We start from the raw sequence: 25394 nt of genomic DNA on the forward strand, positions 1-25394 counted from the left end.
AGATATGCTATAGGAGGACGATCATGAAGATAAAATCAATTGAACCTACGCCAAGCCCGAATACGATGAAGGTCATCCTGACAGAAGAGCTTCCGGCAGGCAAAAGCAATAACTATAAACAGGATGAAGCAGAAGGCGCACCGCCAGTTATAGCGGAAATCCTTAAAATAGAAGGTATTAAAGGGGTATACCATGTCGCTGATTTTCTTGCTGTTGAACGGAATGCGAGATACGACTGGAAAGACATTTTACCGCAAGTCCGCACTGCATTTGGGATGGAAAGCGCTGAAAGCAAAGAAGAAAACCGCTCTGAGCAAGAATCTTTTGGAGAGGTGAAAGTTTTTGTGCAGATGTTCAGCGGCATTCCTATGCAGGTCAAATTGACGGATGGGGAGCGGGAAGAGCGCTTCGGCTTACCTGAACGCTTTCAGCAGGCGATCTTAAAACTCAGGTCTGAATCGTCAAACGTTGTGTTTGAGCGGGCCTGGAAGGAGCAAGGTGTGAGATTCGGCGATTTTAATGAAATCGGTCATGACGTGACAGAAGAGCTTCAGGCTGCTTACAGTGATGAACGGCTGAAACGGCTGGCAGAAGCTGTTGCTGAAGGAACGGGAGAAGCAAAACAAGCTGTACAGCGCAAAACCTATAAAGTAACGCTTGACATGCTTGATGAAGAAGACTGGAAAAAGCGTTATGCACACCTCGAACAGATGGATCCGAAAGAAGAGGATATCCCGGTTTTACAGAAGGCGTTGGATGATCCGAAAGTATCCATCAGAAGGCAGGCTGTTGTGTATATAGGAATGATTGAAACACCTGATGTTCTTCCTTTATTGTATAAAGCGCTTGAAGATAAAGCTGTCTCAGTCAGAAGAACGGCCGGAGACTGCCTGTCTGATATAGGTGATCCGCAAGCCATCCCCGCTATGATCAAGTCGTTAAGCGATTCCAGCAAGCTTGTTCGCTGGCGTGCGGCTATGTTTTTATACGAAGTCGGCGATGAAAGTGCAATTGAAGCATTGCGAGCTGCCGAAGATGACCCCGAATTTGAGGTCAGCCTTCAGGTGAAAATGGCGCTTGAACGTATTGAGCATGGAGAAGAAGCAAAAGGTTCAGTTTGGAAACAAATGACAGAGAGCAGAAAAAAAGGCGAATAATAAAAAGAAAAAGGCGCAGATGATGCGTCTTTTTTATGTGAATTGATTTTTTATAAAAATTATTGCGAATATTGTTGAAAAATACCCGAAAACTATTTATAGTAAGTAACAATATTAATAGTTGGAGGGTTCACATCGACAGAAAGCTATATAAATATAAAAACATGAAGAAAACAACTAAGGCGAGGGCGGCCCTGTATTTCATCTATTGCAAAATCAGCCCGAAATAAACTGAAAATTTTTAAAATAAAATCCAATCTAACAATTGAAAGAATATAGGGGGATCACCATGGCAGAATTACGCAGTAACATGATCACACAAGGAATTGATAGAGCTCCGCATCGCAGTTTGCTTCGTGCAGCAGGTGTAAAAGAAGAGGATTTCGGCAAGCCGTTTATTGCGGTTTGTAATTCATACATTGATATCGTTCCCGGTCATGTTCACTTGCAGGAGTTTGGGAAAATCGTAAAAGAAGCAATCAGAGAAGCCGGCGGTGTGCCATTTGAATTTAATACTATCGGAGTAGATGATGGCATCGCAATGGGGCATATCGGTATGAGATATTCGCTGCCGAGCCGTGAAATCATCGCTGACTCTGTGGAAACGGTCGTATCCGCACATTGGTTTGACGGAATGGTCTGTATTCCGAACTGTGACAAAATTACGCCGGGAATGCTTATGGCTGCAATGCGAATCAACATTCCGACGATTTTTGTCAGCGGCGGACCGATGGCGGCAGGAAGAACTAGTGACGGGCGAAAAATCTCCCTTTCTTCAGTATTCGAAGGGGTAGGCGCTTACCAAGCCGGAAAAATTAACGAAAATGAACTTCAAGAGCTTGAGCAGTTTGGATGCCCAACGTGCGGGTCTTGCTCCGGCATGTTTACGGCAAACTCAATGAACTGTCTCTCCGAAGCACTTGGACTTGCCTTACCGGGCAATGGAACCATTCTCGCGGCATCGCCAGAACGCAAAGAGTTTGTCAGAAAATCGGCTGCACAATTGATGGAAACCATTCGCAAGGATATCAAACCGCGTGATATTGTTACTGAAAAGGCGATTGATAACGCATTTGCACTCGATATGGCGCTCGGAGGTTCAACAAATACCGTTCTTCATACGCTAGCTCTTGCAAATGAAGCCGGTGTTGAATACTCTTTAGAACGCATCAACGAAGTTGCTGAGCGCGTGCCGCATTTGGCTAAGCTGGCACCTGCTTCAGATGTGTTTATTGAAGACCTTCATGAAGCGGGCGGCGTGTCAGCGGCTCTGAATGAACTTTCCAAGAAAGAAGGAGCACTTCATTTAGATGCCCTGACTGTTACAGGGGAAACACTTGGAGAAACCATTGCCGGACATGAAGTGAAGGATTATGACGTCATCCATCCGCTGGATCAGCCATTCACTGAAAAGGGCGGTCTCGCTGTTTTGTTCGGTAATCTGGCTCCGGACGGCGCTATCATTAAAACAGGCGGCGTACAAAACGGAATCACGAGACACGAAGGGCCGGCTGTTGTATTTGATTCTCAGGATGAGGCGCTTGACGGTATTATCAACCGGAAAGTCAAAGAAGGCGATGTTGTCATCATCCGATACGAAGGACCAAAAGGCGGACCTGGCATGCCGGAAATGCTGGCGCCTACGTCTCAAATCGTTGGAATGGGGCTTGGGCCAAAAGTAGCTCTGATCACGGACGGTCGTTTTTCCGGGGCCTCCCGAGGACTCTCAATCGGCCACGTATCACCAGAGGCCGCTGAGGGAGGACCGCTTGCCTTTGTTGAAGATGGAGACCATATCATTGTTGATATTGAAAAACGTATTTTGGATGTGCAAGTGCCGGAGGAAGAGTGGGAAAAGCGGAAAACCAACTGGAAAGGTTTTGAACCGAAAGTGAAAACTGGCTACTTGGCACGTTATTCTAAACTTGTGACAAGCGCCAACACCGGAGGTATTATGAAAATCTAGGCAGCGGGGAACACTTTCTTCTATTTTAAGGTGTGAACATTTGAAATCGAGTCCTCTCTATAGTATCCTTTACTTCATATGAAGGATACTAGAGGGGGCTTTTTTTTATGTCAATGGCTTATGAAGAATACATGCGCCAGCTTGTTGTGCCGATGCGCCGCGAGCTGACGGGAGCAGGTTTTGATGAATTAGCAACAGCGGAAGAAGTAGAAAACTTTATGGAGAAGGCAGAGGGCACAACTCTTGTCGTCGTTAACTCTGTGTGCGGCTGTGCGGCTGGCCTTGCACGTCCTGCGGCAACACAGGCAGTTCTCCAGCATGACAAAACACCTGACAATACGGTGACGGTATTTGCGGGCCAAGATAAAGAAGCCACTGCAAAAATGCGTGAATATTTTACCGGCCAGGAGCCTTCTTCACCGTCTATGGCTCTTTTGAAAGGAAAAGAAGTCGTGCATTTCATTCCGCGTCACGAAATTGAAGGACACGATATGGAAGAAATCAAGAAAAATTTGACTGCTGCCTTTGATGCACACTGCTAAATGCCCGTTTTCCGGGCATTTTCTTTTTGGGAGTACAAAAGATGATAACAACAAGCTATAGACCGTCTGAACACACCATAAAAACCGCAAAGCAGCTTTCAAAAGAGCTGCATATGCCATATTGCAGCCGAAATAAACAAACGGTTGAAAATCTGCTGAAGTTAGCTGAACACGATTTGCTTGTGGTCGGCAAAGAGAGATTTGAACTTTATACGACACAAGGTGCCAAATTCTTTTTTCACCCGAATACAGCAATGTTCAGAGCCAAACGCTTCATACGGGGCGAGCGGGAGCCGTTGCTTCAGGCAGCTGGTTTATCGGAGGGAGATACGTTTTTAGATTGCACACTCGGGCTGGGCTCAGATGCCATTATTGCAAGTATGGCAGTAGGCGAAACAGGTTCAGTGATCGGGATTGAAAAAAGCAGTCTTGTCTCCGCGTTGGTGAAGTTGGGACTGCTTTCATGGGAAACGAAGATAGAAGAGCTTCAGGCTGCAATGAGAAGAATCCAAGTGAAGCATGGAGATTCATTTAAATACATTAAGCAGCTTCCTGACAACTCGGTTGACGTGGTTTATTTTGATCCGATGTTTCATGAGCCTGTAGAGACATCTGACGGCATCGCACCTTTACGGGATTTGGCAGAAGATTCAGTTTTACATGAAGAGTGTATCAAAGAAGCGGTGCGCGCTGCCAGAAAAAGAGTTGTGCTGAAAGACCATTGGAAAAGCCCGCGGTTTGAACAGTTTGGCTTTAACGTCATGAAAAGAAAAACAGCGCTTTTTCATTATGGTGTCATCGAAGCCCGTGATTGAATTCACGGGCTTTCTGTCAGTCGGTGACTTCCATGACGACAAAGTATAACAATGTTAAGAGTGAAACTGTGGCAAATAAAGCGTCAATCATGCAGAAAGCCTCCTTTCACAAAACATTGTAAGCGTTTTTACAAGAAGTGCAAAGTAACGAATCTCCTAATTTACATATCAGTTTCATATCTTACATGACTTGCATGTTTAGGGTGTGCTAAAATAAGAGAAAAGTGAAAATAATACAGAGAGGAATAAGCAGTCATGAAATTGTGGATGAGAAAGACTCTTGTGGTTTTATTTACCATCGTAACATTCGGGCTCGTATCTCCTCCGGCTGCTCTTATGGCAGACAAGCCCTCCGGACAGCCGAGCAGTCTTGAGCAGAGTGATTACACCGCTTTTTATGATGAGCATGTGCTGTACGATGATGATAAATCGGAAGACAGGCAAGACCCTGAACTGCTTTTTCAATTGTACAAGGAAGAGCTCCTTGACAGTGCTGAGGACCAGTCTTTTTTGAAATTCGGCAGCAAAATCTCCACTGTCATTGAGGATGACTATCGGAAAGAGATTCTGCCGCAAATTGAAAATGTAATAAGCAATTATTTAACGACATTGCAAGATAATGAGGCATATCAAGATGTAGTGATCTCGAGCACGCCTTCAGGGGGCAAAACGGAAAAAATATTCAACGTTTACAATCGGAAGACTGGAGAAGACCTCCTTAGATTTCACGTGCGCAGAGATCATCCGCCTCACGACGGCTACTGGTTTAATTTTCACTATCATTCAGCAGAAGATAGATTTCAATCACATCATGAGCTTGGGAGCATTTACTGGGACCGCAACACGCCTCCCAACTGGATGAGTGCGTAAAGGAGATGCCATTAGACATGAAAAAGTACACAATGAATGAAATGGTTGATATAACTAAAGATATGCTTCACAAACGCGGTGTTATGATAGAAGATATTGCGCAGATTGTTCAAAAACTTCAGGAAAAATACACTCCAAATCTGCCGCTCAGCGTATGTATGGAGAATGTAGAAAAAGTGCTGCACAAACGTGAAATTGTTCACGCTGTTTTGACAGGCCTTGCACTTGATCAGCTCGCCGAGAAGAAACTTCTTCCGGAACCGCTGCAGCATCTTGTTGAGACGGATGAACCGCTTTACGGCATAGATGAAATTATCCCTCTTTCAATCGTCAATGTGTACGGATCGATTGGCTTAACTAACTTCGGTTATTTGGATAAAGAGAAAGTTGGTATTATTAAGGAACTTGATGAAAGTCCGGACGGGATTCATACCTTTCTGGATGATATTGTGGCAGCACTTGCGGCAGCGGCGGCGAGCAGAATTGCCCATACACATCAGGATCTGCAAGATGAAGAAAAAGAACAAGATGAAAAGCCACTCATTAGGTGACAATAAAAAATCATTTCTGGGTTCAGAAATGATTTTTTATTGTGTTACACTACTAGAAGATTACTTTTAAAGGATGAAAAAAATGAAACAATATATGGAGTTATGCAGACATGTCGTAGAGCATGGTGAAAAAAAGGGAGATCGGACAGGCACTGGAACAATCAGCACCTTCAGATATCAAATGAGATTTCAGTTACAGGAAGGCTTTCCGATAAAAGGAGTGATCAGCGTATGATTTCGTTCATTTTTGCGATGGATGCCAACAGGCTGATCGGCAAAGACAATGATTTGCCGTGGCATTTGCCTAATGATCTTGCGTATTTTAAAAAAGTAACATCAGGGCATTCAATCATGATGGGCAGGAAAACATATGAATCGATTGGACGGCCGCTCCCAAACCGGAAAAATATCGTCGTCACATCAGCGCCGGCTTCACAATTTCCGGGATGCACGGTTGTCAGTTCGATAAAGGATGTACTGGACATATGTTCAGACTCTGAGGAATGTTTTGTGATCGGAGGGGCTCAGCTATATACAGCGCTGTTTCCTTATGCAGACAGACTGTATATGACGAAAATTCTTCACGAGTTTGAGGGCGACCGACATTTTCCCGAATTCGATGAGACCGATTGGAAGCTGGTTTCAGCTGAGAAGGGAATCAAGGATGAAAAAAACCCTTACGATTACGAATTTCTGATATATGAAAAAAAGAATTCTTCTGAATCAGGAGGATTTTAATTGCTCCGCTACAATTTGCTAGTCGTTTATATTGTATATATGCTGTTGAAACATATGAAACAATTATTTAATCAAAGGATGCTTGACCCTCGTCTTTCATACAAAAAACAGATGACGCTTGTTTATGAGCGGCCAAAGGCGTTTTTGGAAGGCTGTATCGGCATTACCGGTTCAGTTGTGACGATCCATCAGCCTGAGCAAATACCGCGCGGTCCTGTTTTGTATGTGCATCCCCGTTTACATGTGACGGAACTGGCCTTAATTGCTGGATATATTGAGGAACCGGCCGGCTTTATTGCCAAGCCAAAAGCATTTCGCCTGCCTTTTGTCGGGCAATGGCTAGATCGGATGGATGTGATCTCAGACGGCGATTCAGAAAAGGTATATGAAGATGTGACGAAACAGCTGGAAAAAGGACAAAGTCTGATTCTTTCATTAAATGGTCCTATAGATCCTGTAGCGCTTGCAAGCCGCCATCAGCTCCCATTGGTAATGGTGGAGACGAAAGGAACAGAAGATCTGCTAAAGGGATCGTTCTTTAAACGGTTAAAGTCTGCAGATATTGAATTGTCCTTTTCAAAAGCCTGGATACCTGCAAATGAAAAACAATTAAGAGCATAAAAAAGCGCAGTCGTTAAGACTGCGCTTTTTGCTATGAAATGAATGGCACCTTTACACAATAAAACAGGACACAGAAAAACATCGCAGCGCTTCCGCCTAATACAAAACTGTGCCAAATGGCGTGATGGAAGGGGATCTTTTTCCAAATGTAAAAGATCGTTCCGACAGAGTATAAAACGCCCCCCAGAAAAAGAAGGCCGAATCCCGCTCCGCTCAGCGAAGCATATAAAGGTTTAACCGCAATCATCATCAGCCAGCCCATGATCAAATACATGAAGGTTGACAATAGGATAAAGCGTTTCACGAAGAAAATTTTAAAGACGATTCCGCCAAGGGCAAGAGACCAGACGATAATCAGCAAAGTGAAGCCGAGTGTGCCTTTTAGCGGCCCCAGCAAAAAAGGCGTGTAGGTTCCGGCGATCAGTACGTAAATGGCGCTATGATCAATAATCTCTAAAATATCCTTCGTCTTTTTATGTGTGATGCTGTGAAGCAGTGTGGAGCTTAAATATAACAGCAGCATGGAAACACCGAATATCGTAAAGCTGACAATATCCCATGCGGACCCGTAATGAGCCGCAAATATGATCAAAAACACTAATGCTGGTATAGACAAGATCACACCGATGCCATGTGTAATTGCATTGGCGATCTCTTCTTTGATTGTAAACAAGTGCATTCTCCTTTCAATCTCTAGATTATTTGATGTTTCAGGGTTTCTAAAAAACTCAGGCCCTCTAATGTAATTTTAGTGCCGGCGCGCCCGCGGCTTTTAGTAAGATAATCTTTTTTCTCCAAGTAATCGAGACGGCTTCTGACCTGCTGCGGAGTTAACGAGGTTTTGCTGTTTTTGCTGTGTTCCGATATGATTCTTCTGCTGGCCGGTTCTCCTTTTTCGTTTAATGTTTTTATGGTTTCCAAAATAAACAAAAACTCAGCTTTTTCCATTAAAGTCAGCAGCTTCACTTTTTTCTTCGATGCTTTTTCGTCTATAGCGTCCCTCATATATGGCGGCAGGTCATATGGATGAACCGTTCCCCCGTTTGAGACTGCCGCCATATAATGTGCGGCGTTTTTTAATTCCCGGACATTACCTTCAAATGGGTGCTGCTCAAGCAGCGAAAAAACTGAGGGATCGATTAACATTTGCTGCCCTGAATTTGAGAGAAAATACTGTGTCAAAAGCGGTATATCGCTTTTACGTTCAGACAATGCGGGCAGTGTGAATGTTAAAATATTCAGTCTGTAAAATAAGTCTTGCCTGAAAGTTTGACCATCTGCGCATCTAACTGTGGAAGCACAGATCAAGCGCGGTTTCTCTGTGTCTGAATCAAGTGCTTTTAGCAGTTCAGCCTGTACAGAAGCAGGCATGCGCCAAACTTCATCAAGAAATAGGGTTCCTCGCGCCGTTTTTTGATATGCACCTGAGTGTCCATTAAGGCCAAAAAGCTCATGCATAAGGCTTTCTTCAGTATGTGTGCTGCAATTGATGCTAATATAGGATTCGTTATTTCTCGAAGATTCCTGGTGTATTGCTTGTGCAAAATGATTTTTGCCTGTTCCGATTTTTCCTGTGATCAGAACTGGAAACTCCGATAATGAGAACTGCTTGGCGATTCGCTTCGCTTCCAGGAATGTTTGATGTTCTCCAATTAGATGTTGAAATGCGCTGGATAGTAGTATGGTATTCATCAATTGGCTCCTTTTGGTTCTAATTGGTTTATTATATCATGCCATTTGGCTGAAAACATCCTTTATTTCCGATCTTCTTTTTTTCTTAGACATTCCAAGGCACCACAGACACAGATATTGCGTAAGAAATCTGTATTTTTGAAATATAAAATAAAAATAACTATCTTATTTTTTGAATATTCATGTTATAATGGCATATTAAATAGAGATTTAAAATAAGAAAGGAATCTGTACATGAAACCGTTGCTTAAAGAAAACTCTCTCATTCAAGTGAAAGACATTTTAAAAGCGCATCAAAATGTAAAAGATGTTGTGATCCATACACCTTTGCAAAGAAATGACAGACTTTCGGAGAGATATGAATGCAATATCTATTTGAAACGTGAAGACTTGCAAGTTGTCAGGTCATTTAAGCTCCGAGGGGCTTATCATAAAATCAAACAGCTTTCCAGCGAGCAGACTGAGAATGGAGTTGTATGTGCGAGTGCCGGAAACCATGCCCAAGGCGTGGCGTTTTCGTGTAAATATCTTGGCATTCACGGGAAAATCTTTATGCCGTCTACAACACCGAGACAAAAAGTGTCTCAAGTTGAACTGTTCGGAAAAGGGTTTATCGATATTATTTTGACAGGTGATACGTTTGACGATGCGTATAAAAGCGCTGTTGAGTGCTGCGAGGCGGAATCCCGGACGTTTATCCATCCTTTCGATGATCCCGATGTGATGGCCGGACAGGGGACGCTGGCGGTCGAAATTTTAAACGACATTGATACGGAGCCGCATTTTCTGTTTGCGAGTGTCGGAGGGGGCGGACTTCTCTCAGGTGTAGGTACATATTTGAAAAATGTGTCTCCTGCTACAAAGGTAATTGCCGTTGAGCCGGCGGGTGCGGCCTCCTACTTTGAATCAAACAAAGCCGGGCATGTTGCCACCCTTGATAAAATTGATAAGTTTGTCGATGGAGCAGCTGTGAAAAAAATTGGGGAGGAAACGTTCCGAACGCTGGAATCTGTCGTCGATGACATTCTCCTCGTACCTGAAGGAAAAGTATGTACGTCCATTCTTGAATTATATAATGAATGTGCGATTGTTGCTGAACCGGCTGGAGCTCTTTCTGTCGCAGCGCTTGATTTGTACAAAGAAGAAATTAAGGGCAAAAACGTGGTGTGTGTGGTCAGCGGAGGCAATAACGATATCGGAAGAATGCAGGAAATGAAGGAAAGGTCATTGATTTTTGAAGGACTTCAGCATTATTTTATCGTCAATTTTCCGCAAAGAGCAGGGGCGCTCCGTGAATTTCTTGACGAAGTCCTCGGACCTAATGACGACATTACAAGATTTGAATATACGAAAAAAAATAATAAAAGCAATGGACCTGCCCTTGTCGGCATCGAATTGCAAAATAAGGAAGACTATGGACCGCTGATTGAACGGATGAACAGAAAACCGTTTCATTATGTAGAGGTAAATAAGGATGAGGATTTGTTCCATTTGCTGATCTAATTTTTTTGCTGAACCGCGTAAAATGACAGACAGCCCGGCTGGCATTGTATATAATAGAAGAAAAACAAAAAAGAGGATTGATTAGCTTGTTACTCAAAAGCCTAGAGTTCAAACGCAGTGATGGGATTCAGGTGAAAGTGACAGAAATACCTGTATTAAAGGAAGATGAGCACTATTTCTTTATGTTACATCATCATTTGCAAATCTACTTAAAAAAAGTGTTTTCATCAAACTGCAGGGCAAAAGTGTATTCTTTCCGACATTATATGAAGCGCCGAATGAAATGGACAGATTATCAGGCTGTTTTTCATCAAGAGGCGTTAAAGTACAACGCTTAATATGCCGTTTATTACCTGTATGTTCCTCAATTTGCTGATTGGGGGGCATGCAGGATTTTTTTGCCCAATATCGAATACAAACATGGGACGCAAGCAGGCAAGGTTGATTTCGAAAAAACGCTTTTATGTTGGCTGGAAAGGGTGAAAGTCATGAAAGTGATCAAGGGTTTAACGGCAGGACTGTTTGTACTGTTTTTGTATGCCTGCGGAGGACAACAGATTAAAGATCCGCTCAATTATGAGGTGGAACCCTTTATCTTTCAAAATCAAGATGGAAAGAACGTTTCTTTAGAGAGTTTAAAAGGAGAAGTATGGCTGGCGGATTTTATTTTCACCAACTGTGAGACTGTTTGTCCTCCGATGACCGCTCATATGACCGAGCTCCAAAAAAAGCTGGAAGCCGAGAAGATAGATGTCCGTATCGTATCATTTAGCGTTGATCCAGAAAATGATAAGCCGAAACAGCTGAAAAAATTTGCTGCAAACTACCCATTATCGTTTGATAACTGGGATTTCCTCACGGGGTACAGCCAGAGTGAGATTGAGGCGTTCGCGCTTAAGAGCTTTAAAGCGATTGTGAAAAAGCCGGAGGGAGAGGACCAAGTCATTCATTATTCTACCTTTTATTTAGTAGGACCGGACGGCAAGGTGCTGAAAGATTATAATGGAGTGGAAAATACACCCTACGGTGACATTATTGACGATGTGAAAACAGCCAGTGTACTCAAGTAAGCTAGCAGACTAGGCATTTTCAAATCTGCTAAAACATGATACACTTTCCACTAGTAGAATGGGAAGGAGCAACAAGATTGAAGCTGCGCATAACACTCATGGCCAGTTTGATTTTGCTTCTTACTGCTTGTACGGGTATACGTACAGCATCTGAGGGAAAACAACAAGCCCATGAACCGAAAACGAAAGAGCACATTGTCATTGCAGCTGTAGGAGATTCGCTGACAGAAGGAGTCGGAGATCTCGAAGGAAAGGGATATGTTGGCAATGTTGCGGATTCTATCCGATCAGATAAACAAGTCAAAACGGTAGACGTGAAAAATTATGCCGTGAAAGGGAACCGTTCGGACGATTTGTTAGAGAAACTAAAAGATAAAAAGGTTCGAAAAGGCATAAAGGACGCAGATTATGTCTTTTTTACAATTGGTGGTAATGATTTGATGAAAGTCCTTCGCCAAAACTTTCTGCAATTAACCATTGAACCGTTTCAGGAAGCGGAAAAGCCGTACGAAAAGCGCTTTAAAAAAATTATTTCTGAAATTCGAAAGCTGAATGATCACGCTGAGCTCATTTATGTCAGCATGTATAATCCATTTACGTTTACGTTATCTGAATTAAATGAAATAAACGGAGTCGTCACTGATTGGAATCATATTGCTGAAAAAGAGCTGAAAAAAGATAAACATGCAAAAATCATTCATATTGAAGACTTGTTCAATAAAAAAAGTGACAGCAGCCGAATTTCTGAGGACGATGATTTTCATCCTAATGGTACGGGTTATTCCCTTATCGCGAAGCGTGTCTATCAAGCCATAAAAAAAGAAGGATTACCGAAAGAGTAGGGTGACATCATGAATATATGGAAACGATTGTTTTTTATATTACTTACAATCAATATTGTCCTGGCTGTTGGGTTTACAGTCCTTGTTATGCTGCCGGGAAAACAAGCACAGGTGAAAGAATCAACTAAGAGCGAATACGGATTTCAAGTGACAAGCACAAAAGAATCATTAGCTGCGTTTATCAATTCATATTTAAACGACAAAGCATCAAACAAGCTTGATTATAAAGTAGAGATTGAGGATGATGTTCATGTCGCAGGGAAAATAAAAGCTTTTTCGACATCCATTGATGCGTTTGTCGCTTTCGAACCGACCGTGAAAAAAAATGGAGATGTGGAGCTGAATGTGACGAAATTTTCATTAGGGAAATTGAGTATTCCCATTAGCTTTGTGTTAAATTATATGGGCAGCTTTTACGAATTGCCGTCATTTGTGCATGTCCATCCCGGTGATAAAAGCATTGAAGTTCGTCTGTCAGAAATGCCTTTAACGAATGGAATGTATGTCAAAGCGGATAAAATAAATTTAGAAAAAGATGAAATTGAGTTTTCCTACTACCATCCTAAACAATAGAGGTGACTGAAAATGAAACGTATTTATCAGTATTTCAGTTTATTATCCTTTACATTTTCTCTGTATTTCGGCTGGCTTGCATATCATCATCTGGCCGCTGAAAACATGGACCAAATGTACTTGAATATTTCCTATTGTACCTTGTTCCTAAGTGTGATGGTGCTTACATTCGGTATGAAAGACCGAAAAAAAACGGATAAATCATGAAAAAAGAGACATGAAACAACGTCTCTTTTTTCATGCGGCCAGATGAAAATTTGAGAACATAAGGAGAAAAAATGAAAGCATACGATTTTACAGAAGGGAACGTACTGAAACAGCTTGTGCTATTTTCAACACCTATTATGCTGGGGAACGCATTGCAGGTTTCTTTTCAATTGATAGACAGTTTGTGGATTGGAAATTTACTGGGGGCAAAGGCTCTTGGGGCAGCTGCGGTATCAAGCACAATTGTTTTAACCGTGCTGTCTTTTATTTTGGGCCTTAATAATGCGACATTAACGATTTTGTCACAGCAAAAGGGGAAAGATGATGAAACAGGAATGGTGTCGTATATTAACGCTTTTGTGGTTTTATTAACAGGTTTAAGCATCGGATTCGGAGCGGCCGGTTTTTTTCTGTCAGATCCCTTGCTTCGTCTGCTGAAAACGCCTGAGTCGATGATACCGCTGGCTGAGACCTATTTACAGATTCAATTTATCGGTATTTTATTTTTGTTCGGTTATAACTTTATTAGTACTGTATTGCGGGCGCTCGGTGACAGCAAAACACCTCTCCGGTTTATTGCGTTTGCCGTTGTGCTGAATGCGGTATTGGCACCGCTCTTTATTTCTGTGTTCCGTATGGGAATAGCGGGAGCTGCTTATTCGACGATTTTGTCCCAAGGCATTGCGTTTCTGTACGGATTGTTTTATGTCATCAAACACAAGCTTGTGCCATTTTCTATTCCGCGAATGCCCAAATGGGGAGAGTCCGCGCTGATTTTGAAACTTGGGATTCCGGCAGGCCTGCAGATGATGGTTATTACAGGCGGAATGATGGCGATTATGAGTGTTGTCAATTCATACGGAGAGCACGTGGTGTCAGGTTTTGGCGCGGTGCAACGGCTCGACAGCATCATCACACTTCCGGCTATGGCAGCCGGTACGGCGGTTAACAGTATGGCAGGTCAAAATATCGGAATAGGGAACGATAAAAGAGTAGGAGCAATTGCGAGACTAAGTGTGATAGCTGTTATTTCTTGCATGCTGGTGATTGCAGTGATGATATGGGTATTTAGTAAAGAGCTCATGAAGTTGTTTATCAGCGAGCCAGATGCGATTGCATTTGGTGAACAATATTTGCGGTGGATTGCTTTCTTCTATCCTTTTATTGGGATTAATTTCGTGCTGAACGGAATTGTCAGAGCTGCGGGAGCGATGATGCAGGTCTTAGTTTTAAACGTAATATCGTTTTGGGTGTTGAGGTATCCGTTCACCGCTCTAATTTCAGCATGGCTTGGACAGAAAGGAATTGGGCTCGGAATCGGAATGAGTTTTTTATTAAGCAGCTGTGCAGCATTTTTGTATTACAGATACGGTCGTTGGAAAACAATGAAACTGTTTACTGAAAAATAAGGAAGCGCTGTAAAAAGCACATACCCTTGTGTGGAGGTATGTGCTTTTTTTAACGGTTTTTATCTAGTTTGCTGAAAAGCTCAATTAATGAGGCTAGTTCAGCGTCACTGTAACAGTCAAAACGTTTAAAGAAATATTCTGTTTTTTTCTCGTTGAAATGCTGGAGGACTTTTTCGCCTGCTTCGGTGATATGAATACGGATAATCCGTCTGTCTTCCTTCGATCTGATTCTCGTAATCCATTCCTTTTCGACCAGCGCATCAGTTACAGCCGTAATGTGGCTTGCCGAAACCTCTAAAATAGGCGCAAATTCGGTTACTTTTTTAGGGCCTTGATCATTGAGAATTCGCAAAATGGTGAATTCATTCCGTGACAGTTCTTTATCTAGAATCTCATTGATTTCATTGCGTATTTGTTTAAAGACTTTACGAAGTAAAGTTTCCATATCGTACATCATCTGTGTTCTTACTTTCAAATTTGTGAACCTCCATTACATAAGCATATTGCTTAAAACCTATAGATTTTTATGAAAAGCAGAATCGTTTTCATTCTATTTTTACATGCTATAATATAATAATACCACGTATTAACAAAGGAGGCACCAGTATGTCTGAAAAAAAAGAAATCGCCACATTTGCAGGAGGCTGTTTTTGGTGTATGGTTAAACCTTTTGACGAACAGCCGGGAATTGAAAAAGTGGTGTCCGGGTATACAGGCGGCCATACTGAAAACCCTACGTATGAAGAAGTGTGCAGTGAAACGACAGGACATCGTGAAGCCGTTCAAATCACATTCCGTCCCGATGTGTTCCCTTATGAAAAACTGCTTGAATTATTTTGGCAGCAAATCGATCCGACAGATGCCGGCGGCCAGTTTGCTGACCGGGGCAGTTCCTACCGTGCCGCTATTTTTTATCATAATGATAAACAAAAGGAGCTTGCGGAAGCTTCCAAGCAGCGTCTGGAGGAAAGCGGAATCTTTAAAGATCCTATTGTAACAGATATTTTAAAAGCTGAACCTTTCTACGAAGCGGAAGGCTACCATCAGCATTTTTATAAAAAAAATCCAGGGCATTATCAGCGCTACCGAACAGGTTCTGGACGTGCCGGATTTATCAACGAACATTGGGGGGCGAAGTAAATGGCGAATCATAAAGAAGAAAAAATTCAGTCACTAAACCGGATGCAATATGAGGTGACGCAAAATAACGGCACGGAGCCGCCGTTTCAAAATGAATTTTGGGATCATAAGGAAGAAGGGCTGTATGTAGACATTGTGTCCGGTGAGCCGCTGTTTACATCTAAAGATAAATTTGATTCCCACTGCGGATGGCCAAGCTTTACAAAGCCGATTGAAGAAGAAGAAGTAGAAGAAAAGTTAGACACGAGCCACGGAATGATTCGCACAGAAGTGAGAAGCCGCACTGCTGATTCTCATCTTGGCCACGTATTTAATGACGGGCCGGGGCCAAGCGGGCTTCGTTACTGTATAAATTCAGCTGCGCTGCGATTTGTGCCGAAAGAGAAGCTGAAAGAAGAAGGATACGAAAACTATTTACATCTCTTTGATAAATAAGATGCAAAAAAACAGGCCTGCCTACTGGATAGACAGGCTTGTTTTTATGCCTTTTTTTCTTGATGCAATTCTTCAATGATCTGGGCAATCCTGTCTATTGTAATAAGCGGAGCTTGATCTGATTGATATCCGGGAAGAGTGACTTTGCGAAAATCGGGATGTTTTTCCGGCTCGGGAAGGATTGCATAAAGATCACCCCATTCATACAGTGATTCAATTTCATGGGGAGATGTTAATTCTTCATGAAGCTTTTCACCAGGGCGTTTGCCGACTTTTACTGCGGCTGGACGAGGGAGTCCGTGCTTTGATGCATATTCCTCAAACCCATGAATCAATTCTTCAAGTCTTAATGATTCCATTTTAAAAATAAAAATTTCTCCGCCTTTGGTAATAGCAGCTGATTGCAATGTTAGTGTAGCTGCGTCATCTATTGACATGAAAAATCTGGTCATATTTTTGTCCGTGATGGTCAGCGGTTCACCTTCCATCATTTGTTCAAATAAAATAGGGATGACTGACCCCCTTGAGCCGAGAACATTTCCAAAACGAACCGAACAAAATACGGTTCCTCTGTTTTGAATATGGCAGTTTGCTTGATGAAACAGCTTTTCAGATAACAGCTTCGTAGCACCCATTGTACTCACAGGAGATACAGCTTTATCTGTACTTATGTTGATAACATGCTGCACTTGATGTAAAAGGGCAGCCTCCACTACATTTTGTCCGCCGATGAGATTGGTCTGGATGGCTTCAAATGGATGGTTTTCACAGGTGGGAACCTGTTTCAGTGCAGCTGCGTGAAAGACGATATCGACTCCTTTCATCACCTGATTCACTCTTCTATGATCACGCACATCTCCGAGTACAAATGAAAGCCGCTTATCTTCCGCATATTTTTGACTCATGACATACTGCTTACTGTCGTCTTTGCTGAATACAATCACCTGTTTTGGAGTAAGCAACAAAAGGCGTTTGACAATGTGACTTCCAATTGAACCCGTTCCGCCAGTGACTAAAACGATTTTGTTATGGAAAAATGGTTTTAGTTCTGCTGTTTGCTGTTTAGACATGGCTTATCCTCCAACTCTCGTTTCTCTACCATGCATCATATGTTCATTTTTGTTTCTGAGTTAATGATAGCAACCAATAAAACAAAATTTAGGGGAATGATTATGTCATAGAGTGTTCTTTTGAATAACAAAGACACAGGCAGAATCAATTAAACTAAATAAACTGTATGCTAAATGTTCAATATAATAATATGACGCGCCTCAAAAACAAATCGACAAAGTCATCCTACGCACCCGGCAAAAGTGAATGATATTAGAAACACTAAATAGGGTAGGTCTCTCTGTCAAACAATGTATATATTTTAAAATGGAAATAACAGTAATAAAGGAACGGGGACCAAGTGACAATGTTGGTAAACGCCGCGGGATTATTGCCTAGCTTGACACCATTTTCTTACAGCTCATCATGTGAATGGGGAGTCTCCTTTTAAAGGCATAGTGTAAACAGAGACAGATAAAAAATCGTCCATAAAATGAACGATTTTCAAGAAAGTTCCAGGTGAATTGCCTTTATCTTTGCAGGAAGCGCATCAAATGTATTTGCGGGTACGGTTTCTTTGTAATTGACTGCCGCTGCTTTATGCCGTTCTTCAGGATGGTTGATATAGAACTCGGCTTTTTCCTTAAAGTCGTTCAGGCTGTGATAAGAAATAAAGGATGAATAAGGATAAGCCGCGGGTAAATCTGTTAATTGAAATGCTTCACATGCAGCGATATCAAACGCTCGGTTATTTAAACTAGCATTTTTGATGCGAATGTGATTTTTGTTGAGAGGGAAATGATAAGGTCGATGTGCATTGATTACGATATCTGCCCCGTTATAATAATGAACAGTCTGTTCGGGTGGAATCCATGTGCTGATGACATCGATATGCGGCTGTTTGAGCACTTTTTTAGGCAGGTATTTTCTCCATTCCGTGCCGATTACTCGCACCGTGTAAGGCAGATGTGCCGTTTCTTTTATAAGCTGAACCCGATTAGAGTAAGGATAGCCGATGATAAGCAGATTTGAATGGAAAGAGTGTTCTGTGTCCATTTTTTTAAATAGCCGATGATGAACTGGAATCGGAATATAATAGACATGCTGGTAGCCACGCTCCCGATAATAGAGAGCGGCATTTTGATCAATCGTTAATATGGCGTCAGCATGCTTTATCACCTGAAGACTGATATCTATATAAAATGGATCTTCGGTCAGCCAAACATACACGGGCACATCCTTACTCTTTAACCAGGTTAGCCAGTCGTAAGGAACGCGGTCTCCAACCATCATGAGTGCGAGGTCTGGCTGAAATGCTTCGATCTTCATTAGAGATTCTGCTTCCGGTGTATCTGCGGACATATACTCTGTATCAGTGGTCCGAAAACTTTCTGCAGCCCAGCGATCAAAATAATTGTAAATCCCTCCGTATCCCGACTGGATATATAAAATTTTCATCAGATGTTAGGAAAAGAATGTAACGCTTTCTACTTTGTCTACATCAATTAATGTTGTAGCTTGACCTGCCGGAGTGACGGAGCTTTCCTGTGTGACGTATACGATACCGTGAACTTGATCGAAATATACGAAGACTACCGGTCCGATCATGTCACCGGAATCAGTTACAAGACTGATTGTAGTGCCTGGCGTGGTTCTGGCAAAAATCCATCTGGGCGGAAGGGAAGGGTCTAAAAGAGATTCTGCCGCAGCAGTTTCTTTTTCATCTATTTTTTGGTCAATGGCAGCTTCAAGCATATCTTTAAGATGATTATCCACGTTTACTCCTCCTTCTGTTGCAGTTGGAAATAAAGGGTTTAAAAGAGTTTTAATCAAATCCTTTTTCAACTGTGCGTTTTCAGAGCTCATTACATACACCTCCTATTCAATAGTGAACTCACGTTAATCATATTCCTCAGCCAGCCATTTCGTATGAGCCGAACGCCGTACCTGATCTATTTTTATATATTTAAGAAAAATGCTGATATTTTAAAAGAGTAGACATAGCCCGTGCCATAAATCGAAGTCAGTTCATATTATGAAATAGAGTATAAGGATAAGGGAGAGGGCATGTTTGGATTTAGAGCAACACGTGAATTAAGAGGAAAACCAAGATAAACTACATTTTTTTTGCTTTTGCTGATTTTGCTCATGCGTCAGTCATCTTCTGAAGGAAATCCATCTGATCTCAGACGCCAGCTCGTACTTACAAAAAAACTTGGCGTACCGGTTTCAGCAGTTCATTTGCCGAATGGAATAGGCTTTAAAACGTCATCGTAAAAGAGATTCTGACAGATGTGGTTGTTTTTCAAAACCCGTTAAATTGGGGTGCTTTTTAAATGATGTCAGGGGCTCTGCTTGCTGCGGAGCCGTTTTTATGTTTGACGATGGGGGCTGTTTAGGTGGGAGAGAAAGTGTCTATTATTTTAACTAGTTACAACAAACCTGATTATTTGCAAAAAGCGATTGAAAGCGTCATAAAGCAAACCTATGCTTTGTGGGAGCTTTTGATCATGGATGATCATTCTAATGAAGAAACAACCGCGGTGATTCACAGGTATCTTCATGACAAACGCATTCGTTATCAAAACAGTTTTATACATCCTGCAGAACGATTAAAAACAACCCGTTATGCCACATTAATTAATGATGCACTCCCATTTACTGATGGCGATTACATTTCCTATCTCACCGATGACACTGTTTATCATCCTGAAAGGCTGAGCCGGATGGTGCAGACGTTTTCAGATAAGCCTGAGGCACAGGCGGTCTACTCAAAACAGAAAGTTGTACATGTAAACGAACGGGGAGAAGAAATCTCACATTTCTATAGAAATGCCGATGCAATACTTGATCAGGCTGCATTTCAAGTCGATCACTGCTCAGTTATGCACCGCCGTTCGTTACTTGATCGTATTCAACATAAATATGGAAGCTATTGGGATGATGATATGAAGCATTGGAATCACGGGGACTCAATTTTTTGGTCCAGAATCAACAACTTTGCCCCATTTCTGCCGATAAATGAAGTATTAGATACAACCTATAAAACCCCTGATTCATTTCAAAATGCCTCTCGGTTTCTGCCCGCCGATTTGATTGACGGCTCTTTTGTAAAAGGTTCAGATCGACAGGTGTATTTTCTTGAGCAGGGTGTAAGGCATCCTGTCGGGGAAAGATGGTGTCCGTTGTATCTAAATCGTACTGTGGCGGTTCCGGACCCATATTTATTCCAATATAGAACCGGGGAAATTTTAAACATTCCGAATTACATTTTAGTAAAGGAAGCTGACCGGCCCGAAATATTTTATATCGAATCCGGAAAAAAAAGGCGGATTGTCGGTCAGTATGCTTTTCAGTTTTATCAATTTAAAAGAAAAGACATACTGACAATTGAAAAAGAAGAACTAGAGATGATGCCGGAAGGGCTGCCGATTATGCGGGAACGCTCTGAATTGATTGAAAACCCGCCTGGGCGAAGGTTGTTTTTCATAGAACGTGAGCCATTTTTGTTTTTAAACGGCGTTTATCATCCGATTAGTAAACAAGTAGCAAGGAAGTTCTTTTTACATCAGAAGCCAATACCCTCTTCTTCCCTAAATATTAGGGAATTTATAATTGGAAAGCCGTACTATCCGGTGTACGATGAGATTATAAAGAAATTGAATATTGCAATTGAATAAAGGCATAGGTCATAAAAAGGAGACGTTCATGACAGGTCATTATGCAAAAACGGAACATCAATATATATTGTTAACGTCTGAATCGGCTTTGTTTGAGCATTACAGCATTTATAGAGATCCGAAGCTTCCGCATATTTTTTCTCATAACTTTGTGCAGCTTCATGATACATTTCCATTGGAGCGGCTACTGAACTTTTTGCCCTCCGTACCAAAGCTGCTTGATGCGAATTATCTTCATTTAAAAGCGTCGCCGCAGCATGTTTTTCCGCTCGGTTTAAAGCAATCGCTTGTCAAAAGCGGGTTTGTCGTCGAGGATGAGCTGTTATATGATATGAAGCTTCGTGACTGGAAAGGGCAGGTTGGGCATCCGTTAACGGCATGGGGAACGGCAAAAAGTCTTAGCGACGGATCATCTATTATGAAAATTTATGATTCCATTTATATAGGAGAAGCGCTCGCTGAACAAAAAATAAAAAGAAAATATCCTTTTTATGAATCAGGGACGATCATCCTTGTTGTTTGTTACAGCGATGAGTCGCAGAAGCTTCCTATCGGGTGCGGTGAGCTGTTCATTCATCCGAAAGAAAAAACGGCTAAAATGGAAGAAGTGGCTATTTTGGACCAGTTTCAAAGGAAGGGCTACGGCGGTATTTTAGTGAAAGAAATGCTGTCAATTGCCAAATCGCTAGGAATGGAAGCTGCCTATTTAGTGACTACAAGCACTGATGGCGCAACCCATTTTTACGAAAAGCTGCTGTTTAAAAAATATGAGCGGATGCATACTGTTTTTCATTATTTTCTTGTATGAAATAGGCGTTTGCACAAACCATTTGGGACTTGGCCCGCATAACATGCCATATATCGTGATAAGAAAGGATGGAAAACAGCATGTATGGATATCCTGGGTACGGTTACGGATTTGGCTGCGGGACAAATACGTTTGTATTGATTGTTGTCTTGTTCATTTTATTAATTATTGTAGGAGCCGCTTTCATTTGCTAAAAGTGTGCAAAAGGGCCTTTCCTCCAGAAGGGCTCTTTTTCGATGGAGAAGTTTTGGCATGGGGCGTCATGACGCCATTTGGACACTCATACAATAGATCAAAAGGTGGGAGTATGAGCAGTTATCTGATAAACCTTCGGCTATCGGCGGTTAATTATCAAAAGATTCATATGTATCAGGCCGGAAAAAGATATTTTGAGGGTTCATCAGGTGCGGTGACATACAATATTGGCCACGGGGGCCGGGATATGACTGAGAAGCTGAAGAGCAGCTTGATCAAGTAACTTTTGTCTGCTGCTCTCAGTTTGCGAGCAAGCCTGCCGAGCAATTGGCTGCTCTCTTGGCGCAGGAGTTGCGGGGAGATGTCAACTGGTCTTTTTGTCAACAGCGAATTAGAAGTGCTAGAAAACGCTATGAAGATCTCCATTCAATATTGGCAGGTAAAAAGAAAATGAAAAATCTATCTTTTGTTTAGCGGAAAAAGTTCAGTGTATTGAGTTAGATTAACCTTATAAATGTGACGCTAATCATAAATGGGGTTTGTCTAATTTTCATTATTGATTTTATTTCTTCGCTAAACTCAATTTTAAAAGGAGCACCTTGATGAGGGATTAACCTATAAATAAGATGCACAAAAAACACCTTCAAGTTTGAAGATGGATGATTGTTATCCGACATTAGAGTAGGGGTGTTTTAGTTATCCGCTTAAAGTGAAACAAAAGGGTGTGGACACTTGGCGGGTGCCTATGAAAGAACAGAAATGAATATGAAGAATAAGACGCAGATGCAGACATGGGCTGGAAAACTGCCTGAAAGCCTGACATATCAGCAGCTCATGGGGATAGAAAGGATTCTGAAACGCAATTATTTTGATTTCTTCTAAAAGGTGTTCGGTATTCTTTTGTTGTAATTTTACACTTGAACTGTATAATAGAACAGCAAAAGACAGACATCAGGAGGGGAAACCCATGAAATCCTTTTACCACTATTTATTAAAATACAGACACCCGAAACCTCAGGACAGCATCAGTGAATTTGCCAATCAGGCGTATGAGGATCACAGCTTTCCGAAAACCTCAACCGATTATCATGAAATCAGTTCATATTTAGAGCTGAATGCTGATTATCTTCATACAATGATGACGTTTGATGAAGCTTGGGATCGATACGAGGCAGAAGTGCACGGCAAATAATTGATTCATCCGCAGATCACTGGATCACTGCGGATTTTTTTATGTCTTTACCCACTCTATAATTGGATATTCCCTTTGGTTTTCATGCCCATGCGAATTTGCGTCACTCGGCATACGATAGCGTATGAGAAATGTTGCGGCGAGGGGGAGACACCATGAAGCAAAATAAACCGAAATTTCAAGTAGGGGATATCGTAGTCGTCATTATGTATGGAACAGTCGGCACTGTCACAAAAGTACACCAAATTGATAAACACTATCTTTATGAAGTCAATCATAATGAAGTCTTATACTTTGAATCGTCTATTCAGCTTTATAAAGATTATGAAGGTGTCATTGTCGACATGGAAAAACTTGATATTGAGTATGAATTCCTTATTGGGGATGTCGTTTATGTAAAAGATTATGGAAAAGAACTCTTTCGCATTATTGGCCATAGAACAGAAATTTGGAGATATTTAGAAGATGGGTGGGAAGATATCATTTATGAGCTGACTCGTTTAAAGGATGGAGAGTGGCTTGAAACGGAGGAAGAGGATCTCACGCTGGTGCTGAGAAAATATGAAATGGACCAGTTTGTCCATCAGCTTTTGTTTGTCCACTATGTCGGAGAAACTGGCCATGAGATCGGCGAAGATATTGCATCGTCTGCTCTTCTTCAGTTTGAAGGCGATGGTGATGATCAAGATACCCTTCATATCCTTGCTGTATCAATTGTAGATGAGCTTCTGGATATTTATAATGACTACAAAATTTTGTACGACATGTTTCAAGATGAAGAATATAAAGATATGATGATTTTTGTTTTGGAAAGTTTAAAAGAGCATTTTAGTTAGTTTGCGAATAAACGGATCAAAACATATAAAAAATAAGGCAGACAGCCCCAAATCATTACATGTGTCATTTTTTTGAGCGTTTTTTCCATGAGAATATCAAATCTGTCTCCGTCCAGTGCTTCCATCATTTTAGCAATCATTTTCGTTAGCCTCCCATGGCTTGTTTTTATTCAATGTATATGACTGAAAGAATTGTTTAGAACCCGGGTATAATTCAGCCTGTTTTTTCATAAAACATAAAAAAGGAGGCGGTACGGAGATGAAAGAAATAGATCTTGTAATTGATACGGAAGAAATCGCTGAATTTTTTTACAGAGAGCTTGCAAGACGGGGCTACATACCGGGTGAGAATGAGCTGTTTGAAATCGCCGATATTACCTTTGATTATTTGATAGAAAAATGTATGATAGATGAAGAGCTGGATGAAGATGATTGAGGCTTAGAACCGGAGCGGTTAGCTCCGGTTTTGTTATTCGTGTTCTATGACTTCTGTGAAAAACGAGGTGATCTAATTGTTGTACAAGCCCGTTAGTCTGTTTCTTTTCTTTCTTTTTCTAGCTGCGGTCATTCATACAAATGCTGTTCAATCTGCAGATGAAGCGATAAGTAAGGCAGCTATTTTGATCCGTCAGCCATGGATTAATGATGTCATGAAAGGGATCTCACATCTTGGTACTTCTTCTTTCCTGCTCCCTCTTATCGTAATCATTGGAGCCGGTCTGTTTTTTTACAGAAAAACATGGCATGGTCTTTTGATTCTCTTGGGATTCGGGGCCGATCGACTGTTAAACACAGTCTTCAAAGAATGGATTGAACGAATGAGGCCTGACTTTGCGCCATTGGTTCATGAATCATCCTTCAGCTTTCCGAGCGGCCACTCTATGAACGCTGCCTATGTCTACCCAGTCGCTGCTTACTTTTTCATAAAACATTTCCCGTTTTTGACCAAACATAAAAAAATAGTATATACCATTGCTGGTGTCATTACAGTTTTGGTCGGCATAAGCAGGGTCTATCTGGGGGTTCATTTTGTGACAGACGTGTTAGGAGGCTTTAGCTTCGGCTTATTTCTGTTTTTCCTAGTAAAAGGTTTTGGCGAAAAGATGAAGTTGTTTCGACAAAAATAGAGAGAGGAGAACGTGGCAAAAACGCTAATATGTTAAAGAAATAAAAGGGAGGGGATCTTGATGATGTTATCCGTGTTTAAAAAGAAGTCTTGTTTCTATGACGTGACAATATTCCAAACACCCCGATTTGGCGAAAAAAAGGGCTATAGAGCCGTCTATCGAACTGAACTCAACGGGAGCGATCATCAAGACGTACTGAAAAGAGCATTTTCTTTGTTTAATGTATTTGACACCGTTCCAAGTGATTATGTTGCGAGATTTATGGCCACAGGGGACGTGATTCTGATTGATGAAGGCAGAAAAGGAAAAACATATTATAAACTGCTTCCCGCTGGATGGAGAAAAATCAATCGTCTGATTGTACAAACGACATAA

General features: G+C 41.6%; 32 protein-coding genes and 4 pseudogenes. 29 read left to right on the forward strand and 7 right to left on the reverse strand.

The window, feature by feature from the left end; genetic code table 11:
• The first annotated feature begins 23 nt into the window (after positions 1–23).
• The 9 genes and pseudogenes from BTW01_RS09185 (at position 24) to BTW01_RS09225 (ending at position 7260) form a co-directional block, all read left to right on the forward strand.
• The gene (locus tag BTW01_RS09185; RefSeq protein WP_162102685.1) at positions 24–1157 is read left to right on the forward strand and encodes a conserved virulence factor C family protein; all 1134 of its coding nucleotides are present in this window, start codon (positions 24–26) and stop codon (positions 1155–1157) included.
• A 289-nt stretch (positions 1158–1446) separates the two neighbouring features.
• Positions 1447–3123 carry a dihydroxy-acid dehydratase gene (gene ilvD / locus BTW01_RS09190; RefSeq protein WP_162102686.1) on the forward strand — a complete coding sequence of 559 codons (1677 nt, stop codon included), beginning with the start codon at positions 1447–1449 and terminating at the stop codon, positions 3121–3123.
• 107 nt (positions 3124–3230) lie between these two features.
• A complete protein-coding gene (gene brxA, locus BTW01_RS09195; RefSeq protein ID WP_162102687.1) occupies positions 3231–3665 on the forward strand; it encodes a bacilliredoxin BrxA in 435 nt (144 codons plus the stop codon).
• Positions 3666–3706: 41 nt separating this feature from the next.
• On the forward strand, positions 3707–4480 hold the full coding sequence (locus BTW01_RS09200; RefSeq protein WP_162102688.1) for a class I SAM-dependent methyltransferase: 774 nt from the start codon (positions 3707–3709) through the stop codon (positions 4478–4480).
• Positions 4481–4735: 255 nt separating this feature from the next.
• On the forward strand, positions 4736–5350 hold the full coding sequence (locus BTW01_RS09205; RefSeq protein WP_162102689.1) for a YpjP family protein: 615 nt from the start codon (positions 4736–4738) through the stop codon (positions 5348–5350).
• A 17-nt stretch (positions 5351–5367) separates the two neighbouring features.
• Positions 5368–5901, forward strand: a complete 534-nt coding sequence (locus BTW01_RS09210; protein ID WP_162102690.1) for a phosphatidylglycerophosphatase A — start codon at positions 5368–5370, stop codon at positions 5899–5901.
• A gap of 82 nt (positions 5902–5983) precedes the next feature.
• Positions 5984–6115 (forward strand): annotated as a pseudogene (locus tag BTW01_RS09215) (thymidylate synthase); the annotation flags it as partial.
• Positions 6116–6132: 17 nt separating this feature from the next.
• On the forward strand, positions 6133–6639 hold the full coding sequence (dfrA, locus tag BTW01_RS09220) for a dihydrofolate reductase DfrA (RefSeq protein ID WP_162102691.1): 507 nt from the start codon (positions 6133–6135) through the stop codon (positions 6637–6639).
• Positions 6640–7260 (forward strand): lysophospholipid acyltransferase family protein, encoded by a 621-nt coding sequence (locus tag BTW01_RS09225; RefSeq protein ID WP_162102692.1) that lies wholly within the window; start codon positions 6640–6642, stop codon positions 7258–7260.
• Positions 7261–7291: 31 nt separating this feature from the next.
• On the opposite strand, the gene trhA is transcribed toward BTW01_RS09225, so the two are convergent.
• On the reverse strand, positions 7292–7933 hold the full coding sequence (gene trhA, locus BTW01_RS09230) for a PAQR family membrane homeostasis protein TrhA (protein WP_162102693.1): 642 nt from the start codon (positions 7931–7933) through the stop codon (positions 7292–7294).
• A gap of 20 nt (positions 7934–7953) precedes the next feature.
• The gene (locus BTW01_RS09235; RefSeq protein ID WP_162102694.1) at positions 7954–8952 is read right to left on the reverse strand and encodes a sigma 54-interacting transcriptional regulator; all 999 of its coding nucleotides are present in this window, start codon (positions 8950–8952) and stop codon (positions 7954–7956) included.
• Between the two features lie 234 nt (positions 8953–9186).
• On the opposite strand from BTW01_RS09235, the gene ilvA reads away from it, so the two are divergent.
• The 7 genes from ilvA to BTW01_RS09270 all read left to right on the forward strand — a co-directional run bounded on the left by ilvA (position 9187) and on the right by BTW01_RS09270 (position 14556).
• On the forward strand, positions 9187–10455 hold the full coding sequence (ilvA, locus tag BTW01_RS09240) for a threonine ammonia-lyase IlvA (RefSeq protein ID WP_162102695.1): 1269 nt from the start codon (positions 9187–9189) through the stop codon (positions 10453–10455).
• Positions 10456–10541: 86 nt separating this feature from the next.
• On the forward strand, positions 10542–10793 hold the full coding sequence (locus tag BTW01_RS09245; RefSeq protein ID WP_162102696.1) for a DUF2535 family protein: 252 nt from the start codon (positions 10542–10544) through the stop codon (positions 10791–10793).
• 150 nt (positions 10794–10943) lie between these two features.
• On the forward strand, positions 10944–11525 hold the full coding sequence (locus tag BTW01_RS09250; protein ID WP_162102697.1) for an SCO family protein: 582 nt from the start codon (positions 10944–10946) through the stop codon (positions 11523–11525).
• A gap of 77 nt (positions 11526–11602) precedes the next feature.
• Positions 11603–12367 (forward strand): SGNH/GDSL hydrolase family protein, encoded by a 765-nt coding sequence (locus BTW01_RS09255; RefSeq protein ID WP_162102698.1) that lies wholly within the window; start codon positions 11603–11605, stop codon positions 12365–12367.
• A 9-nt stretch (positions 12368–12376) separates the two neighbouring features.
• A complete protein-coding gene (locus BTW01_RS09260; protein WP_162102699.1) occupies positions 12377–12940 on the forward strand; it encodes a YpmS family protein in 564 nt (187 codons plus the stop codon).
• Positions 12941–12952: 12 nt separating this feature from the next.
• Positions 12953–13147: a protein YpmT gene (gene ypmT, locus BTW01_RS09265; protein ID WP_162102700.1), complete on the forward strand. Its 195-nt coding sequence runs from the start codon at positions 12953–12955 to the stop codon at positions 13145–13147.
• Positions 13148–13218: 71 nt separating this feature from the next.
• Complete coding sequence (locus BTW01_RS09270) at positions 13219–14556, forward strand: MATE family efflux transporter (RefSeq protein ID WP_162102701.1); 1338 nt, start codon at positions 13219–13221, stop codon at positions 14554–14556.
• A gap of 49 nt (positions 14557–14605) precedes the next feature.
• On the opposite strand, the gene BTW01_RS09275 is transcribed toward BTW01_RS09270, so the two are convergent.
• A complete protein-coding gene (locus BTW01_RS09275) occupies positions 14606–15031 on the reverse strand; it encodes a MarR family transcriptional regulator (RefSeq protein WP_162102702.1) in 426 nt (141 codons plus the stop codon).
• 131 nt (positions 15032–15162) lie between these two features.
• Here BTW01_RS09275 and msrA point away from each other — a divergent pair, with 131 nt between their 5' ends.
• Together msrA and msrB are read left to right on the forward strand one after the other, a co-directional pair.
• Positions 15163–15696, forward strand: coding sequence for a peptide-methionine (S)-S-oxide reductase MsrA (gene msrA, locus BTW01_RS09280; RefSeq protein WP_162102703.1), 534 nt, complete (start codon positions 15163–15165; stop codon positions 15694–15696).
• On the forward strand, positions 15697–16131 hold the full coding sequence (msrB, locus tag BTW01_RS09285) for a peptide-methionine (R)-S-oxide reductase MsrB (protein WP_162102704.1): 435 nt from the start codon (positions 15697–15699) through the stop codon (positions 16129–16131).
• A 44-nt stretch (positions 16132–16175) separates the two neighbouring features.
• Here the strand turns inward: msrB and BTW01_RS09290 are convergent, their stop codons facing one another.
• From BTW01_RS09290 to BTW01_RS09300, 3 genes are all read right to left on the reverse strand, one after another.
• The gene (locus tag BTW01_RS09290; protein ID WP_162102705.1) at positions 16176–17201 is read right to left on the reverse strand and encodes an SDR family NAD(P)-dependent oxidoreductase; all 1026 of its coding nucleotides are present in this window, start codon (positions 17199–17201) and stop codon (positions 16176–16178) included.
• Between the two features lie 484 nt (positions 17202–17685).
• Positions 17686–18639 (reverse strand): CgeB family protein, encoded by a 954-nt coding sequence (locus BTW01_RS09295; RefSeq protein WP_162102706.1) that lies wholly within the window; start codon positions 18637–18639, stop codon positions 17686–17688.
• A 6-nt stretch (positions 18640–18645) separates the two neighbouring features.
• Positions 18646–19047, reverse strand: a complete 402-nt coding sequence (locus tag BTW01_RS09300; RefSeq protein ID WP_162102707.1) for a protein CgeA — start codon at positions 19045–19047, stop codon at positions 18646–18648.
• Positions 19048–19252: 205 nt separating this feature from the next.
• On the opposite strand from BTW01_RS09300, the pseudogene BTW01_RS09305 reads away from it, so the two are divergent.
• From BTW01_RS09305 to BTW01_RS09340, 8 genes and pseudogenes are all read left to right on the forward strand, one after another.
• Positions 19253–19517: pseudogene (locus tag BTW01_RS09305) on the forward strand (protein CgeC).
• 63 nt (positions 19518–19580) lie between these two features.
• Entirely contained in the window at positions 19581–20861 is a 1281-nt protein-coding gene (locus tag BTW01_RS09310; RefSeq protein WP_162102708.1) for a glycosyltransferase family 2 protein, read from the forward strand.
• A gap of 28 nt (positions 20862–20889) precedes the next feature.
• Positions 20890–21669, forward strand: coding sequence for a GNAT family N-acetyltransferase (locus BTW01_RS09315; protein WP_162102709.1), 780 nt, complete (start codon positions 20890–20892; stop codon positions 21667–21669).
• A gap of 68 nt (positions 21670–21737) precedes the next feature.
• Positions 21738–21863: a YhzE/YjcZ family sporulation protein YoyG gene (yoyG, locus tag BTW01_RS09320; protein ID WP_419724063.1), complete on the forward strand. Its 126-nt coding sequence runs from the start codon at positions 21738–21740 to the stop codon at positions 21861–21863.
• Between the two features lie 113 nt (positions 21864–21976).
• Positions 21977–22315 (forward strand): annotated as a pseudogene (locus tag BTW01_RS18425) (aminotransferase class III-fold pyridoxal phosphate-dependent enzyme); the annotation flags it as partial.
• A 350-nt stretch (positions 22316–22665) separates the two neighbouring features.
• Positions 22666–22746 (forward strand): annotated as a pseudogene (locus BTW01_RS09330) (YokU family protein); the annotation flags it as partial.
• A gap of 85 nt (positions 22747–22831) precedes the next feature.
• A complete protein-coding gene (locus tag BTW01_RS09335; protein ID WP_162102710.1) occupies positions 22832–23056 on the forward strand; it encodes a YozE family protein in 225 nt (74 codons plus the stop codon).
• Between the two features lie 155 nt (positions 23057–23211).
• On the forward strand, positions 23212–23892 hold the full coding sequence (locus tag BTW01_RS09340) for a hypothetical protein (protein WP_162102711.1): 681 nt from the start codon (positions 23212–23214) through the stop codon (positions 23890–23892).
• Here BTW01_RS09340 and BTW01_RS09345 read toward each other — a convergent pair.
• Entirely contained in the window at positions 23889–24032 is a 144-nt protein-coding gene (locus BTW01_RS09345; protein ID WP_162102712.1) for a hypothetical protein, read from the reverse strand. The genes BTW01_RS09340 and BTW01_RS09345 overlap by 4 nt on opposite strands.
• A gap of 119 nt (positions 24033–24151) precedes the next feature.
• Here BTW01_RS09345 and BTW01_RS09350 point away from each other — a divergent pair, with 119 nt between their 5' ends.
• From BTW01_RS09350 to yodL, 3 genes are all read left to right on the forward strand, one after another.
• On the forward strand, positions 24152–24328 hold the full coding sequence (locus BTW01_RS09350) for a YozD family protein (RefSeq protein WP_162102713.1): 177 nt from the start codon (positions 24152–24154) through the stop codon (positions 24326–24328).
• 79 nt (positions 24329–24407) lie between these two features.
• A complete protein-coding gene (locus BTW01_RS09355; RefSeq protein ID WP_162102714.1) occupies positions 24408–25019 on the forward strand; it encodes a phosphatase PAP2 family protein in 612 nt (203 codons plus the stop codon).
• Positions 25020–25079: 60 nt separating this feature from the next.
• On the forward strand, positions 25080–25394 hold the full coding sequence (yodL, locus tag BTW01_RS09360) for a shape determination protein YodL (RefSeq protein ID WP_162102715.1): 315 nt from the start codon (positions 25080–25082) through the stop codon (positions 25392–25394).

The organism is Bacillus sp. SKDU12 (assembly GCF_010093085.1).
GTDB classification, from domain to species: Bacteria; Bacillota; Bacilli; order Bacillales; family Bacillaceae; genus Bacillus; species Bacillus mexicanus.

Excerpts from the sequence above, each read along its gene's own strand:
- BTW01_RS09315 (WP_162102709.1), top strand. The coding sequence starts at position 20,890 with ATGACAGGTCATTATGCAAAAACGGAACATCAATATATATTGTTAACG.
- dfrA (WP_162102691.1), top strand. The coding sequence starts at position 6,133 with ATGATTTCGTTCATTTTTGCGATGGATGCCAACAGGCTGATCGGCAAA.
- BTW01_RS09290 (WP_162102705.1), bottom strand. The coding sequence starts at position 17,201 with ATGTCTAAACAGCAAACAGCAGAACTAAAACCATTTTTCCATAACAAA.
- BTW01_RS09345 (WP_162102712.1), bottom strand. The coding sequence starts at position 24,032 with ATGATTGCTAAAATGATGGAAGCACTGGACGGAGACAGATTTGATATT.
- BTW01_RS09260 (WP_162102699.1), top strand. The coding sequence starts at position 12,377 with ATGAATATATGGAAACGATTGTTTTTTATATTACTTACAATCAATATT.
- BTW01_RS09210 (WP_162102690.1), top strand. The coding sequence starts at position 5,368 with ATGAAAAAGTACACAATGAATGAAATGGTTGATATAACTAAAGATATG.
- BTW01_RS09340 (WP_162102711.1), top strand. The coding sequence starts at position 23,212 with ATGAAGCAAAATAAACCGAAATTTCAAGTAGGGGATATCGTAGTCGTC.
- BTW01_RS09205 (WP_162102689.1), top strand. The coding sequence starts at position 4,736 with ATGAAATTGTGGATGAGAAAGACTCTTGTGGTTTTATTTACCATCGTA.
- BTW01_RS09250 (WP_162102697.1), top strand. The coding sequence starts at position 10,944 with ATGAAAGTGATCAAGGGTTTAACGGCAGGACTGTTTGTACTGTTTTTG.
- BTW01_RS09350 (WP_162102713.1), top strand. The coding sequence starts at position 24,152 with ATGAAAGAAATAGATCTTGTAATTGATACGGAAGAAATCGCTGAATTT.
- BTW01_RS09270 (WP_162102701.1), top strand. The coding sequence starts at position 13,219 with ATGAAAGCATACGATTTTACAGAAGGGAACGTACTGAAACAGCTTGTG.
- BTW01_RS09300 (WP_162102707.1), bottom strand. The coding sequence starts at position 19,047 with ATGAGCTCTGAAAACGCACAGTTGAAAAAGGATTTGATTAAAACTCTT.
- msrB (WP_162102704.1), top strand. The coding sequence starts at position 15,697 with ATGGCGAATCATAAAGAAGAAAAAATTCAGTCACTAAACCGGATGCAA.
- yodL (WP_162102715.1), top strand. The coding sequence starts at position 25,080 with ATGATGTTATCCGTGTTTAAAAAGAAGTCTTGTTTCTATGACGTGACA.
- ilvD (WP_162102686.1), top strand. The coding sequence starts at position 1,447 with ATGGCAGAATTACGCAGTAACATGATCACACAAGGAATTGATAGAGCT.
- yoyG (WP_419724063.1), top strand. The coding sequence starts at position 21,738 with ATGGAAAACAGCATGTATGGATATCCTGGGTACGGTTACGGATTTGGC.
- ypmT (WP_162102700.1), top strand. The coding sequence starts at position 12,953 with ATGAAACGTATTTATCAGTATTTCAGTTTATTATCCTTTACATTTTCT.
- brxA (WP_162102687.1), top strand. The coding sequence starts at position 3,231 with ATGTCAATGGCTTATGAAGAATACATGCGCCAGCTTGTTGTGCCGATG.
- ilvA (WP_162102695.1), top strand. The coding sequence starts at position 9,187 with ATGAAACCGTTGCTTAAAGAAAACTCTCTCATTCAAGTGAAAGACATT.
- BTW01_RS09185 (WP_162102685.1), top strand. The coding sequence starts at position 24 with ATGAAGATAAAATCAATTGAACCTACGCCAAGCCCGAATACGATGAAG.
- BTW01_RS09295 (WP_162102706.1), bottom strand. The coding sequence starts at position 18,639 with ATGAAAATTTTATATATCCAGTCGGGATACGGAGGGATTTACAATTAT.
- msrA (WP_162102703.1), top strand. The coding sequence starts at position 15,163 with ATGTCTGAAAAAAAAGAAATCGCCACATTTGCAGGAGGCTGTTTTTGG.
- BTW01_RS09235 (WP_162102694.1), bottom strand. The coding sequence starts at position 8,952 with ATGAATACCATACTACTATCCAGCGCATTTCAACATCTAATTGGAGAA.
- BTW01_RS09335 (WP_162102710.1), top strand. The coding sequence starts at position 22,832 with ATGAAATCCTTTTACCACTATTTATTAAAATACAGACACCCGAAACCT.
- BTW01_RS09200 (WP_162102688.1), top strand. The coding sequence starts at position 3,707 with ATGATAACAACAAGCTATAGACCGTCTGAACACACCATAAAAACCGCA.